This is a genomic window from Paenibacillus sp. JZ16 (assembly GCF_015326965.1).
GTDB lineage: Bacteria > Bacillota > Bacilli > Paenibacillales > Paenibacillaceae > Paenibacillus_AQ.
The window spans coordinates 5,528,079-5,541,269 of the sequence record NZ_CP017659.1 but is presented as its reverse complement, the minus strand read 5'-3'; the positions used below and the strand labels follow the sequence as shown (position 1 = coordinate 5,541,269).

The 13,191-nt window shown below is 51.4% G+C and carries 10 protein-coding genes; 1 reads left to right on the top strand and 9 read right to left on the bottom strand.

Going from position 1 to position 13,191, the window contains the following annotated elements:
• Positions 1 to 7 precede the first annotated feature (7 nt).
• The 7 genes from BJP58_RS24870 to BJP58_RS24840 all read right to left on the bottom strand — a co-directional run bounded on the left by BJP58_RS24870 (position 8) and on the right by BJP58_RS24840 (position 7,530).
• Entirely contained in the window at positions 8 to 1,378 is a 1,371-nt protein-coding gene (locus BJP58_RS24870) for an ABC transporter substrate-binding protein (protein WP_194540995.1), read from the bottom strand.
• A 155-nt stretch (positions 1,379 to 1,533) separates the two neighbouring features.
• Complete coding sequence (locus BJP58_RS24865; protein WP_194540994.1) at positions 1,534 to 2,373, bottom strand: carbohydrate ABC transporter permease; 840 nt, start codon at positions 2,371 to 2,373, stop codon at positions 1,534 to 1,536.
• Positions 2,374 to 2,388: 15 nt separating this feature from the next.
• Positions 2,389 to 3,336, bottom strand: a complete 948-nt coding sequence (locus tag BJP58_RS24860) for a carbohydrate ABC transporter permease (protein WP_194540993.1) — start codon at positions 3,334 to 3,336, stop codon at positions 2,389 to 2,391.
• A gap of 146 nt (positions 3,337 to 3,482) precedes the next feature.
• The gene (locus tag BJP58_RS24855; RefSeq protein ID WP_194540992.1) at positions 3,483 to 4,097 is read right to left on the bottom strand and encodes an alpha/beta hydrolase; all 615 of its coding nucleotides are present in this window, start codon (positions 4,095 to 4,097) and stop codon (positions 3,483 to 3,485) included.
• A 489-nt stretch (positions 4,098 to 4,586) separates the two neighbouring features.
• Positions 4,587 to 5,294: a PIG-L deacetylase family protein gene (locus BJP58_RS24850; protein WP_194540991.1), complete on the bottom strand. Its 708-nt coding sequence runs from the start codon at positions 5,292 to 5,294 to the stop codon at positions 4,587 to 4,589.
• Positions 5,295 to 5,329: 35 nt separating this feature from the next.
• Positions 5,330 to 6,286: a GNAT family N-acetyltransferase gene (locus BJP58_RS24845; protein WP_194540990.1), complete on the bottom strand. Its 957-nt coding sequence runs from the start codon at positions 6,284 to 6,286 to the stop codon at positions 5,330 to 5,332.
• A gap of 98 nt (positions 6,287 to 6,384) precedes the next feature.
• On the bottom strand, positions 6,385 to 7,530 hold the full coding sequence (locus BJP58_RS24840; RefSeq protein ID WP_194540989.1) for a serine hydrolase domain-containing protein: 1,146 nt from the start codon (positions 7,528 to 7,530) through the stop codon (positions 6,385 to 6,387).
• A 436-nt stretch (positions 7,531 to 7,966) separates the two neighbouring features.
• Between BJP58_RS24840 and BJP58_RS24835 the strand changes: the two genes are divergently transcribed.
• Entirely contained in the window at positions 7,967 to 10,108 is a 2,142-nt protein-coding gene (locus tag BJP58_RS24835) for an alpha-amylase family glycosyl hydrolase (protein ID WP_194540988.1), read from the top strand.
• An 823-nt stretch (positions 10,109 to 10,931) separates the two neighbouring features.
• On the opposite strand, the gene BJP58_RS24830 is transcribed toward BJP58_RS24835, so the two are convergent.
• Both BJP58_RS24830 and BJP58_RS24825 read right to left on the bottom strand, forming a co-directional pair.
• Positions 10,932 to 12,359 carry a sensor histidine kinase gene (locus tag BJP58_RS24830; RefSeq protein WP_194540987.1) on the bottom strand — a complete coding sequence of 476 codons (1,428 nt, stop codon included), beginning with the start codon at positions 12,357 to 12,359 and terminating at the stop codon, positions 10,932 to 10,934.
• The gene (locus tag BJP58_RS24825) at positions 12,359 to 13,072 is read right to left on the bottom strand and encodes a response regulator transcription factor (protein WP_194540986.1); all 714 of its coding nucleotides are present in this window, start codon (positions 13,070 to 13,072) and stop codon (positions 12,359 to 12,361) included. The genes BJP58_RS24830 and BJP58_RS24825 overlap by 1 nt, the downstream gene beginning before the upstream one ends.
• Positions 13,073 to 13,191 lie beyond the last annotated feature (119 nt).

Below are 13,191 nucleotides of genomic sequence, written 5' to 3'. Positions count from 1 at the left end.
TACCAGATCATTTTTTGTTGGATTCTATAATTTTGTTCACTCGCTCCTGCGAATTCGCAACGGTCTGGTCGATATCCTGATTGCCCAGGATCAGCTTCTCATACTCCTCGTTCACCGCCTCGTACACTTCCGCCTGATAAGGTGCCGGAGGCACGATGGCAGAGGCCTTCGAAGCGACCAAGGTGTCCACAAGCGATTTCTTGTCTACCTTCTCCGGACTCTTCGTGGCCGACAGAATGGTGTCGATGATCTCTTCCACCTGCTCGGTTTTCACCTGCTGCCAGGCCGGAATGTTCTTGCCCTGCACGATTTGCCCTTCCGTTGTGTACCAGCGGACGAATTTATAAGCTTCTTCCTTATGCTTGGACTTGGCCGCCACCGCCACGTAATCCGTGGTTACCGGCGTAAGCCCCGTTGGATCGCCTTTCTCGTTTTTCGGGAATGGGGCAACGGCGACATTGAAGTCCAGCGGCACTTTATCCGTTCCGCCGATCTCCGTGTTCATCCAGCTGCCAATCGTGATCATGCTCGCGGATTGATTGAAGAATTGCGTCCGGTAATTCAGCTTCTGGGAGATCATGTCCGTGTACGGCACCGAGGATTGGTCCTCCTTCTCCATCCGCACGCGCAGCTCCAGCGTCTTCCTGAAGGTCGGGTTATCCAGATTGGAAGAGCCGTCGGCCTTCAAATAATCGGTATCTTGGGGCTGATTCGCCATCATCAGCTTCAGAAACTCCAGCCATCCTCCCCCTTGCGGACCATGGAAGTATGTTCCGTAGCGCTTTGACGCTCCTTCGCCTTGGGTCAATTTTTTGGCATAATCCGCATATTCGTCCCAGGTCCAGTCCGTCGGAACCGGCAGTCCCGCTTCCTCAAGATGATCCTTGTTCAGCAGCACATACCAAGGGTTGAACTTGCCGGGCAGCGCGTAGACTTTGCCGTCGAGGCGTGTATCTACTTTATAATCCGTTTCCACGCTGTAGCCGTCCTTCGCAATGAAGTCATCCAGCGGCTCGGCCATGCCGAGCGCCACCCTCTGCGCGTAACCCGCCGGATCGCTGAACATCAGAATGTCCATCTGGGCCGAAGATGCCGCCTCCAGGTCGAGCTTCTTGAACGCCTCTTGCGTATCCCCCTTCTCGCTGAGCTGGACCAGCTCAATGGTCACGCCCGGCGTTGCCTCTTCATAGGCCTGGATCGTTTTCTTCCAATTGTAAGCTTCCTCCGTGCCATAGGTGTACAGCCTCAGATTGGTCTTGCCCCCGCCTTGTTCGGAACCCTCTTGCGCCGCATTCTCCTTCGCTCCGCCGCAGCCGGACAGCAGGCCGATCACCATTGCAGCCGTAAGAACGCCTGACCACCATTTCTTGTTCATCATTGTCTATAACCCTCCCCATTGATATCAATATCGGTATGTAAGGTCGTGACGATTCTAGCTGTGACTATCCCCATTATATAGAGCGCTTACATCTTAACCATAAAACAATCTTTACTGATGTTGGAACTATTTTTACCCCATTCATTCCCGGGCTCTTAACCCTTGACCCCGCCCAGCGCGATGCCCTCGATGACACTCTTCTGGCCGATGATAAAAACGATCAGCAGCGGGAAGATCGCCGACACGGCAGCAGCCATAATCAGGGAATAGAATTCTCCGCTCAAGGACGTGAATTTCTGCATCGCCAGCGGAATCGTGAACAGCCTGTCCGTCCGCAGGAAGATGAGCGGATTCTGATAATCGTTCCACGTCCAGATGAAACGCAGGATCGCATACGTGGCAACAGCGGGCTTCACCAGTGGCAGTGCAATCGACCAGAAGATTCGCGGATGGTTCGCGCCGTCGATTTTGGCGGATTCGATGAATTCCTGATGCACGCCCATGAAGAATTGCCTGAGCATAAACGTTCCGAGCACGCTGAAGCTTCCCAGCATAATGAGGCCGAAATGGTTATCAAACAGCCCGATGTTGCGGTACAGAATAAACTGCGGGATCAGGATGGCCTGGCCGGGAATCATGTAGGTCACCAGCACGATGATGAACAGCCAATTGCCGGCGGCAAACCGGATTTTGGAGAAGCCGTAGGCCGCCAGGGCGGATACCATGGCCGAGATGATTGTGGTCAGTATACTGACCTTGATCGAGTTCCAGTAATAGAGATAGAAAGGATAATCGCCGAACCATACCTCCTTATAATTCTCGATGGCGTTCCACTCCCGCGGAATCCACTGGATCGGATATACGAATACGTCTTTCTCCACCTTAAAGGATGTAACCAGCATCCATATAAAAGGAAGGAGAAACAGAATGCTCACCGCGAACATCGCGATCGTAACGATGAGCTTGCGCCCGTCGACGCCGACTCTTGTCCCCATATAGCGCCCTCCCTCCTAGTAGTTGACCCACTTCTTCTGAGCAGCCCACTGACCCAGCGTAATCAGCATGACAAAACCGAACAGAACCGCGGCAATGGACGATGCGTAACCAACCTTCAGGTTGACGAATGCCGTATCGTATAAATACCAGACCATCATGGTTGTCGATCCAATCGGTCCGCCTTGGGTCATAACAGCAATAATATCAAAGACCTTAAACGTGGAGATGACGCCCGTCACCAGCAGGAAAAATGACGTTGGCGACAGCAGGGGCAGCGTAATGCGTCTGAACTTGGTCCACCCGTTCGCTCCATCGATATCCGCCGCCTCGTACAGATCCTTCGGAATGGACTGCAGTCCGGCGATATAGATAATCAGATTGAAGCCGATGGAGATCCAGATCGATATCAGCATGATGGAAATCAGCGCGAAATTCGGATCTGCGATCCACTTGGGCGGATCGGACATCCCGAGCGTCCGGAGGATTTCGTTGATCGGCCCGTAGGACGGCTGGAACAGCACCTGCCATACGACGGCCACCGCCACGATGTTGGATATGTAGGGCATGAAGTAGGCCACTTTAAAATAGCCCTTCATATAGACAAACCGGTCGATCAGGATGGCCAGCACCATCGAGATTATCATGTAGACCGGAACCGTCAAGAGAAACAAGATGTTGTTGCGCACCGACTTGATAAACATGTCATCCTCCAGCAGCTGGCGGAAGTTCTGAAACCCGACCCACTGGATGCCATCCCAGCCTTGCACGAAATTCCAATCGGCAAAACCCAGCACGAGCGTAGCCAATATCGGAAACAGCACCAATATGATGACGCCGATCAGCATCGGGCTTACGAATGCGATCCCCCATAGGTTCTCACCCCGCTGCAAGGATCCCCGGGATCTGTGTCCCCGCGCAGGCTGGGTGCCATGCTTCTTCATCGTCTCCATTGTCTGTGCCATGTCGGACCCCCCTCGATTCTTATTCGATGGGTTAAGTATAAAAAAAATACCGCCAGCGTTTTGACGGTATTTTGATCATATTCGCTTTCATTTTTACTTATTAGGTAAGGAATGCATGGTGCTTGTATATCATGGCATCCTTGGTATTAGAGGAACTTCTCCTTAAACCAGGCAGCGGCCATCCCAACCTCTGCACGGCTCAGCTGATGCCCCCCGTTCTCCCAATGCAGCTTCACGTCCGCCCCTGCTGCACTTAGCATTTCATTCAGGTCCTCGCTCTCCTGCGGGGTGCACATCGAATCGTGACGACCGGCCGCGATGAAGACGGGAATGCCAGTCAAATCCGGTAAGGCCTTATCCCGCAGCGGAACCATCGGATGGTGGAGGATAGCCCCTTGCAGCGCATCTCCCTCGTGGAACAGCAGGCTTGCGGCAATGTTGGCGCCGTTCGAATAACCAACCGCTACGATACGGCTGCGGTCAAAACTGTATTCGGCGGCTGCCCAATTCAGGAATTCATTCAGGTCCTGCGTGCGTTTCACGAGATCCTCTACGTCGAATACGCCTTCAGCGAGACGACGAAAAAACCTTGGCATGCCGTTCTCCAGAACATTTCCGCGGACGCCGAGCACATTCGATGCGGGCGAGATCATCTCGGCCAGCGGCAGCAAATCCTCCTCATTCCCTCCGGTACCGTGCAGCAATAGTAAGGTTGGTGCCTCCGGAGAAGTTCCTTGGCGGTAAATATGCGTATGTTCCATGTGTATTGTCTCCTTTCGATTGGTTATATGGTTAGATTCCGTATACAACGAATGTTAGATTTCCCTTGAATAGCCCAATAGGACCATAGGCTACCCTAAAAATCACATTATAAACTAGGCTGCAATCCCTCTAGAGACTGCGCTGGAATCCCTTATTAATATCTTAAATTTAAGATTCTTTAAATACATAATACCACGGAATTATAAAAATGCAACAGCATCCCTTCCGCATCCCGGTCAGAGTTGCACTCGGACATGCTTTGTCGCCAGTTTCCTCAGCCTTTGACAAATGAAAAGAGAGGAAGCCTCCATATGGAAGACTTCCTCTCCTGTTTGTATTCTCTATATGATTCCGTACGTGTTCCCCCGTAACATCACTCATTATATCAAAAGATAGGTATAATGTCAGTGGATGTTTTGGCATTTCTCACAATTTTTTTGTGATTTCATTAGGTATTATTCCAGTTGTCTGGATGTAAAAGCATATAATTAGAAAAACTGTAATCGTTTAGTCAACGCACCTCTCGGCACGGCAAAGGCTTGTGCCCGCTTGAAGTTCACCGGAGCCCCCCTCACAATCGTGAGCGCTTTGTAATATTCGATAAACGGGAAGCCGTACGTTTCCCCACGCGCATAAGCATACACGTTCATGGCTCTCACCCAAGTTTCATAGGCTTCGTCCGGAATATCGATAAACACCTCAGGGTGAAAATCGTACGGGTCCTCCCAATTGTCCGCATAGAACAATTGCTGGGCATAATGGGCCGGAAGCTCTCGTTCAATCGTCTTCAGCCCTGCATAGAAGCGGGCGTCCTCCACAATGTAATGGGTATTGGAGTGGTCCTTGTGGATGCTCTCCTTCCAATGCGTGATGATGATATCGGGCTTCACTTCCCGTATGACGTCCGCTACCTGATATTTCACTTCCTCATTGAGCGGCAGCTCGGCATCCTTGTAAGCAAGGAAACGGACATCCGCGCCAACGATATCGGCAAATTGGTGAGCTTCGTCAATCTTCTGCTTCGCGTACTCCTCCGGCGTCAGACGGGGGTGTCCTTTCTCCCCTGGCGTTAAGTGAAGAAACGTTGCTTTGTGGCCAGCTTGTGTGTATTTGGCGATCACGGCGCCCGCCGTAAGATCCATATCGCCCGCATGTCCGCCAATCGCCAAAATATGATGCTGCTTTGCTTCCGTCAAATCGGATCTCCCCTTTGTATGGAAAATAGTAGAGTCTATTGAAGCATTTTGCTCATAATATCGAACCGACGCGTCACATGAAATCCGGCCTTGCGGTACAGATGCCCTGCCGGGCTTTGTTCGCCCGTCCAGAGGAACCAGGCTCCATGCAGCCCCTGCGCCCGCATGAGGGCGAGGCAATCATATAACAGAATTTTCCCCAACCCCTTCCCTTGCATCGACGGGTCCACGCCAAACGGACCAAATCGTTCAGCCACGCCTTCATATCCGTTATGCAGGCAGAATCCCACCAGCTTTCCTTGATCGCGCGCGATCAGGATCTGATCTGTTGTTAATCGCTGCAGCAATCCATCGCGAATCGCCCGGCCCCAATCCGGGTTAAACACGTCCGTCGCAAAATCGATCAGCTCCACCAAATCGCTGTCCTGAGCCAGCATGAAGGTGAAGCCTTCTTGCTCACGCTGCCGCTTTAATTCCGCAACCTCCGGCGGCATACGAAAATCGACCAGGGAGCGATCCATCGCAACCGCCGTATAATTGCGGGTAAAGCCGCTTGCCGCAAGCCACGCCAAGCCCTCCGGATAGCGCTCGCCATCGATTCCAGGAACGATATAATTCGGGGCATACGAGGAGAAAAAGACTTTGCTGCGTCCATGATCGCGAAGATAGTCTTCGCCGTCCTGCAGCAGCCGCGATGCCACCCCCTGTCTCCGAACCGATGGATCGGTATAAAAGAAGGTGATCCACCCGCGATCCGGCTCCAGTTCGGTTCCGATCATCGGCAGCCTCCGGCGTACCGCATACAGTACGCCTACCAAGCGGCCCTCCTGCTCCGCAATCCGCAGTCCTTGCGGATCAAAGTTCGGATCAAGCAGCACCAAGTTCCGAAAGCGAAGCCGAGTCATGGGATCTCCCGGTAGACAGGCATTCCACAGGGTAGTGATAGCGTCTTCGTCTCCAGGCCGGTAAGCCCTGTAGGCTAAACTCGTCATTGCATATTCCCTCCTTATTGTCGTAATGCTTCAGATTTGCTTGGATTCGCTTCCATTGCCGCGAAACGATGCCGAATCGAACACGACTCATTCCCATCTCACCATGTCACGGCTCCCGTCAATGCGTTGTGGACTTGGGCCCGAAGCTGGGCCACGCTGCTGCTCCGTCCTCCGTATACGCGGTTTGTCAGCAGTACGACCGCGAGATCCAGCTCGGGATCGATCCACATGCTGGTTCCGGTAAATCCGGTATGTCCGTAACAGCCCGGACCCATCCAATCACCCGAAGCGTCCATCTTATCCCCTTTCAGTACCCACCCCAAGCCACGGTTGGAGCCATGAATATGCCCCGTATGGGTACGAGTAGCCGTAATCGCCGCCGCCCTAGATAAGACGCGGAATTCGCCGCCTCCTGTCTCTGGCCTCACCGTTGCCGGGATCGCCCCTTGTGCCAGCCACATTCGGGCGTATTGCAGCAGATCGCCTGCGGTCGCAAACAGGCCGGCATGACCGCATACACCACCCAAGGCCCGTGCCTTCTCGTCATGCACAATTCCGCATAGATGATCCTGGATGGTATCCTCATACTCCGTTGCTGCATAGCGGCCGGCCTGTTCCGGCGCAGGAGTCAGCGTCGCATGACGCATGCCGAGCGGATCCAACACCCGTTGCTTTACTGCCTGCTCTAAAGACATTCCCAGGACCTTGTCAATCATGCAGCCAAGCGCCAAATATCCCAGATCACTGTAAATCACTTCGGTATCCGGCTTGGTCACGAGCGGTGCGGAAAGAACGGCATCCCACATCTGCTCCCTACCCCAGCCCTGCGAATGCAGGTTCATGTCCGCCTGGAGCCCGGAGGTATGCGTGAGCAGCTGTCCTACCGTAAGCTCTTCTTTACCGGCCGTTCCGAATGGAGGCAGAATGTTACTCACTTTTGTGCTTAAGGTCAAGACTCCCTCATCGATCAATTGCAGAATCAACGGGAGTGTAACCACCACCTTCGTTAAAGACGCACAATCGTATAACGTATCCCTGCTGACCGGCACAGGCTGACCCTGCTTTGGTCTGGGGTTGGCATAACCGGCACTATAAAACCACTGCTTGCCTTTATGCATGACACCCAACACGGCACCCGGCGTCGTACCCGCGGCTATTTCGCGTTCAATGGCGGTGCACGCCGCCTTCACTCCCTTGATTCCCAAGCCCAGCTGCTCTGCACCGGCTTCCGCGCTGCTCGCCATCCCATCTTCCCTCCTTTGCTGCAAGTCCTTAAGTTTGGAATACTAAATAACAGACACATCATTTAACTCCACAGCACCTTTGAAAATGTAAACGTTTCCTAAACCTATTATATGATCTGTAAAATTTTGTTTCAATATTAATTAATTATTATAAAATTTAATTTCATCGCTTCCCACTTAAATTTCCCTTTTATTTGGATATAACATATTGACACTTGAATACGCTTCCATTTACAATAATGTTGAAATCAAACACTCGCATAATTTAAGGGCCATGCATTCCGTCACCGCACACCCGGTATGGAACAACCCCGGTTTCTCTACAGGAGATTCCGGGGTTTTTTGTTGCCCGATTTAGTATGGGAGGTGAAACTCAAGCAGCCGATAAGCTAGTAAAACCAGCCTTCTCTATATCAGCTACATAGGAGGAATTACGATGAAAAAGTTTTACAAACTGACAACTTCTCTTGCCCTTAGCTTGTCCCTGGCCTTGAGCCTTCTCGGCCCTGCTCATGCGGCCCCGGATACTTCGGTGTCCAATAAACAAAATTTCAGCACCGATGTCATTTATCAAATCTTTACGGACCGTTTCTCCGACGGCAATGCGGCCAACAACCCGACCGGACCTGCCTTTGACGGTACCTGTACCAATCTGAGGCTATACTGCGGCGGTGACTGGCAAGGGATCATTAACAAAATCAACGACGGCTACCTGACCGGCATGGGCGTTACCGCCATTTGGATCTCCCAGCCTGTCGAGAACATCTACAGCGTCATCAACTATTCCGGCGTGAACAATACCGCTTATCACGGCTATTGGGCCAGAGATTTCAAGAAAACGAACCCGGCTTACGGCACGATCGCCGATTTCCAGAATCTCATCGCAGCCGCTCATGCCAAGAACATCAAAGTCATCATCGACTTCGCACCGAACCACACCTCTCCCGCTTCCTCGGACCAGCCTTCATTCGCGGAGAACGGCAAGCTGTACAACAACGGCACCCTGCTCGGCGGATACACGGGCGATACAAAGAATTTGTTTCATCATAACGGAGGCACCGATTTCTCAACAACAGAGAACGGGATTTACAAAAACCTGTACGACCTTGCCGACCTGAATCACAATAACAGCACCGTGGATACCTACCTGAAGGACGCCATCAAAATGTGGCTCGATCTGGGCATTGACGGCATTCGAATGGACGCGGTGAAACATATGCCGTTTGGCTGGCAGAAGAGTTTCATGGCTACCGTCAACAACTACAAGCCGGTCTTCACCTTCGGTGAATGGTTCCTCGGCGTGAACGAAGTAAGTGCAGAGAACCATAAGTTCGCCAACGAATCCGGCATGAGCCTGCTGGACTTCCGTTTCGCTCAGAAGGTACGCCAGGTATTCAGGGACAACACCGACAATATGTACGGTCTGAAGTCCATGTTAGAGGGCTCGGCAACCGATTACGCGCAGGTGGAGGATCAGGTTACGTTCATCGATAACCATGACATGGAACGCTTCCACAATAACAGCGCGAACCGCCGTAAGCTGGAGCAAGCGCTGGCCTTCACGCTCACTTCCCGCGGCGTGCCGGCCATCTATTACGGAACCGAGCAATACATGTCCGGCGGCAACGACCCTGACAACCGGGCAAGAATTCCTTCTTTCTCTACGACGACGACCGCTTACCAAGTAATTAAAAAGCTGGCGCCACTACGCAAATCCAATCCGGCCATCGCCTATGGAACGACCCAAGAGCGCTGGATCAACAATGATGTGCTGATCTATGAACGCAAATTCGGCAGCAACGTGGCGCTTATCGCTGTAAACCGCAACGTGAATACGCCGGCTTCCATTACGGGATTAGCGACTTCATTGCCTGCCGGCAGCTATGCCGACGTGCTGGGCGGACTTCTGAACGGCAACAGCTTGACTGTTGGCACAGGCGGAGCAGCTTCCAACTTTACGCTCGCTGCGGGCGGTACGGCCGTATGGCAATATACCACAGCCGTGACTTCGCCAACGATCGGGCACGTAGGACCGATGATGGCCAAACCAGGCGCAACCATCACCATTGACGGCCGCGGCTTCGGCGCAACCAAAGGCACGGTATACTTCGGCTCAACGGCCGTAACAGGCGCTAACATTACGGCATGGGAGGACACGCAGATCAAAGTGAAGATCCCTGCGGTAGCCGGTGGCGTATATAACATCAAAGTCGCCAATAGCGCTGGCACTTCAAGCAATGTACACGACAACTTCGAAGTGCTGACCGGGGATCAAGTCAGCGTCCGGTTTGTGGTGAACAATGCCACCACTGCGCTCGGACAAAACGTGTACCTGGCTGGCAGCGTAAGCGAGCTCGGCAATTGGGATCCTGCCAAAGCCATCGGACCGTTGTACAACCAGGTCATCTACCAATACCCAACCTGGTACTATGACGTCAGCGTACCGGCCGGTAAAACCATCGAATTCAAATTCCTGAAAAAACAAGGCTCGACGGTAACGTGGGAGGGCGGCTCGAACCATACCTTCACGGCTCCAACGAGCGGCACAGCCACCATTAACGTGAACTGGCAGCCGTAAATCCATAAAAACGCACCATTCCTTTGCTGCTCCGGCTAACGGCACAACCACCGTGAATGGGTATAGCCGCCGACCATAAGCTTTTGCCGAAGAGTGCACCTAACAAAACCAGCTCCGGGACAGTACCCGGAGCTGGTTTTAATTCATGCAGGTTAATAGTTCCAGCAGGCAGTAGCCCATTACGCACAAGCACCTCAACATCCCCTCTCCACCTGCACGAGCGATTCCCAAAGGGAGAGCGTCCCAGCAGGCAGTAACTCAACAAACGCACGAGGAAACTCACGCTCCCTCGCTAATCCCAGCACTCCCAAGTAACACGCCTACCAGCAAAAAACTTTCTATAGGACCATGTTCTGATCCCCCGACATTGCCGAAACACTACATAAACGAATAGAACGATCATCTAAAATAACCATGCAAGACTGTGGCCACCTCCCCTTTGTCGAGGCACCTCATCAATTCAATCATGTAGTTCTTGATTTTCTGTCGAAAAGGTTTGAAGCCTTTTGATTCTACTGGAACTTGGATATATGAAAGCAGAATGAAACGGACTAGCGTGACTAGTCCGTTTCTGTTTGTTCATGGTTATGTCTTTTGGATTTATTCCTGGAAATGCTGATGGAAGTTTTAATCAGTGCAAAGATTGCCGTCAAAGTTCGATGAACAGCAGAAGCGGAACATTTAAAACAGCTTCATAATCAAACGCGGGATATAGAGTATCACATCCATTATAAAAGTGGCGGCCATCTCAAATCGCTCCAATTTGGATCTTCCGCGCCAGCTCATCTTGATCTCCACCTCATTTCAATTGGATTTATGGGTCTCATCGATGGCTACCCACTTGCCAATCTTCCACTGTTTCATTCTGCGACTGCACAGGGAATTCCATGATCGCTGTTAGACCTCTTTGGTCCTCACCATTTGCAAGAAGGAGGTGGCCATGATGCGCCTTCGCAATCCTTGCTACCATCGGAAGCCCCAGGCCGTGACCTTGCTGGGCAGGGCGCCTTCTCTTTGCAGAAAAGTACAATTCGGTAATCTCCGCCAATTGCTCTTGAGGGATTCCTCGCCCATCATCCCTTACGATCATGCGATATTGGGAGCGATCTTGGGATAGAGAGGTTTCTATTGTGATTTTGCAGCCCTGCGAGTTATGACGCACACTGTTCTGGACAAGATTGCTGATTGCCCGGAGCAACAATTTCTCATCCCCATAGATCCGAACCGCTTCATCCGCTAGTTTTAATTCAATGTCATACCGGTTATCCAAACCATGATTCAAAAATTCCGTGACAACCTGTCTACCCAGAACCGATAGCCGGATGTACTTCAAGTTCAAAGGCTGCATTTCATATTCAAGCATAGAGACCAGATTCAGATCACTTACCAGTGAGCGCAGCTTCTCGCCTTGGCTCCGGATAATACCGGCCTGATGCCTCTGCTCCTCCGACAAGTCCGATTGATCCTCCATTTCGCTGGCATAACCGAGTATGAGGGAGAGCGGCGTCCGAATATCATGAGAAATCCCGGCAATCCAGTTGGCACGTGCTTCATCCCGTGACTGCAGCGCGGCTGTCTTGTTCTGGAATATCGCTGATGCTGAATTCATGCTCTGGGCCAAATCACCAAATATCCCTTTGGTGTCAAGCTGAACCTCTTGTTCCCTAGCTAAATTGTGGACTCCGTCCACCAGAGGCCGTATCTTTCTGATGAGCCGTGTGCCAATGATAATAGATATCAGTAAGGCCAACGCCAAATTACAAAGTAGCAGCAGCACGATCCGCAGGGGCAACGAGCTTATCCATTCTGCAAGGAAGTCCAATTGATACTTCCAGTGGCTTTCCTTGGGATACCCTACGACCATCAGTCCTTCCTGATGTTCCGATGTATAAACCGGATAATCCTTAAGGTAGTACCGTGAGAACTTGGCTACATCGACTAGATTGTAGAAAGCAGGAACATCATGAGGTAAATGATAATCCCAGATCACATGACCATTTTCACCGAGCAGCATGGCCCAGGCATGATTCTGCTGCAGCAGCTCGGTAGCTTGCCCGTCCAGTTGAAAGCTGTCCTTCTGCATCTCCAAGCCTTGGGTCACTTGCTTAACTATGCCTTCCGGGGACGAGTTCTGGTCATTTTCCGTGAACACTAGCGTGCCTAGTAATACGAAATTAAAAAGAAGCAGAAATAACGAGAACAATAGGGTTGAGGCGACAAACCGCCGTAATATGCGAATAATCCCCTCCACTAACGTATCTCCTTCACCAGCAGCTTATATCCCAGTCCCCTGACGGTGAGTAGATGAATCGGTTTAGAAGGATCCCGCTCGATTTTTTCCCGTACCCGTCTGACATGGACCATCAATGTATTTTCGTATCCGTAGCTGTCATCTCCCCAAACGGCTTGACATAAGGCATCGCTCGTGACGATTCGGCCTTGGTTCTCGTACAATTTCACAAGAATCGCATGTTCCTTTGCCGTCAATGACAGTTCCTTCTGATTCCTGTGCACGACAGCACTCTCGAGGTCTATCGTCTGTTCCCCCAATCGGAAGACAGGCAGACGCTCTGCCACGGGAGAGGAGTAAACCCGCTTCAGTATTGCCATCAGCCGTAATACCAGCTCCCGCGGCAGGAAAGGTTTCACAAGGTAATCATCTGCCCCCAAACCCAGTCCAAGCAATCGATCTTCATCCTCACCTCGCGCGGAAAGAAAAAGAATCGGAATATCTATCAACTGTTTAATGGAAGACAGAAGCGAGAATCCGTCGCCATCAGGCAGCATGACATCAAGAATCGCGATATCCGGTTTACCCTCTCGGCAGATCGACAGAGCCGAAGTACAGTCGCCTGCCATGGAAATACGGTAAAAGCCCTCTTTTCTTAAAAATCGTTCGATCATAATTCTGATTTCCGGTTCATCATCTACAATTAATATTTTTTTGTCTTTTAAATTCTCCATGCCCCATCACCTGAATTTATTATACATGAACAAGGGGATGAGCCGTCTTTTTCAAAATCTATTTAAGGTTAGCGTAAGGTTGTCTAAAGACTGAAGTAAGGTAGATTCTTTATGGTTGA

What these genes read in the sequence shown, in the direction of transcription:
- BJP58_RS24845 (WP_194540990.1), bottom strand. Translation starts at nt 6,286, where the DNA reads ATGACGAGTTTAGCCTACAGGGCTTACCGGCCTGGAGACGAAGACGCT.
- BJP58_RS24860 (WP_194540993.1), bottom strand. Translation starts at nt 3,336, where the DNA reads ATGGCACAGACAATGGAGACGATGAAGAAGCATGGCACCCAGCCTGCG.
- BJP58_RS24855 (WP_194540992.1), bottom strand. Translation starts at nt 4,097, where the DNA reads ATGGAACATACGCATATTTACCGCCAAGGAACTTCTCCGGAGGCACCA.
- BJP58_RS24835 (WP_194540988.1), top strand. Translation starts at nt 7,967, where the DNA reads ATGAAAAAGTTTTACAAACTGACAACTTCTCTTGCCCTTAGCTTGTCC.
- BJP58_RS24840 (WP_194540989.1), bottom strand. Translation starts at nt 7,530, where the DNA reads ATGGCGAGCAGCGCGGAAGCCGGTGCAGAGCAGCTGGGCTTGGGAATC.
- BJP58_RS24870 (WP_194540995.1), bottom strand. Translation starts at nt 1,378, where the DNA reads ATGATGAACAAGAAATGGTGGTCAGGCGTTCTTACGGCTGCAATGGTG.
- BJP58_RS24865 (WP_194540994.1), bottom strand. Translation starts at nt 2,373, where the DNA reads ATGGGGACAAGAGTCGGCGTCGACGGGCGCAAGCTCATCGTTACGATC.
- BJP58_RS24825 (WP_194540986.1), bottom strand. Translation starts at nt 13,072, where the DNA reads ATGGAGAATTTAAAAGACAAAAAAATATTAATTGTAGATGATGAACCG.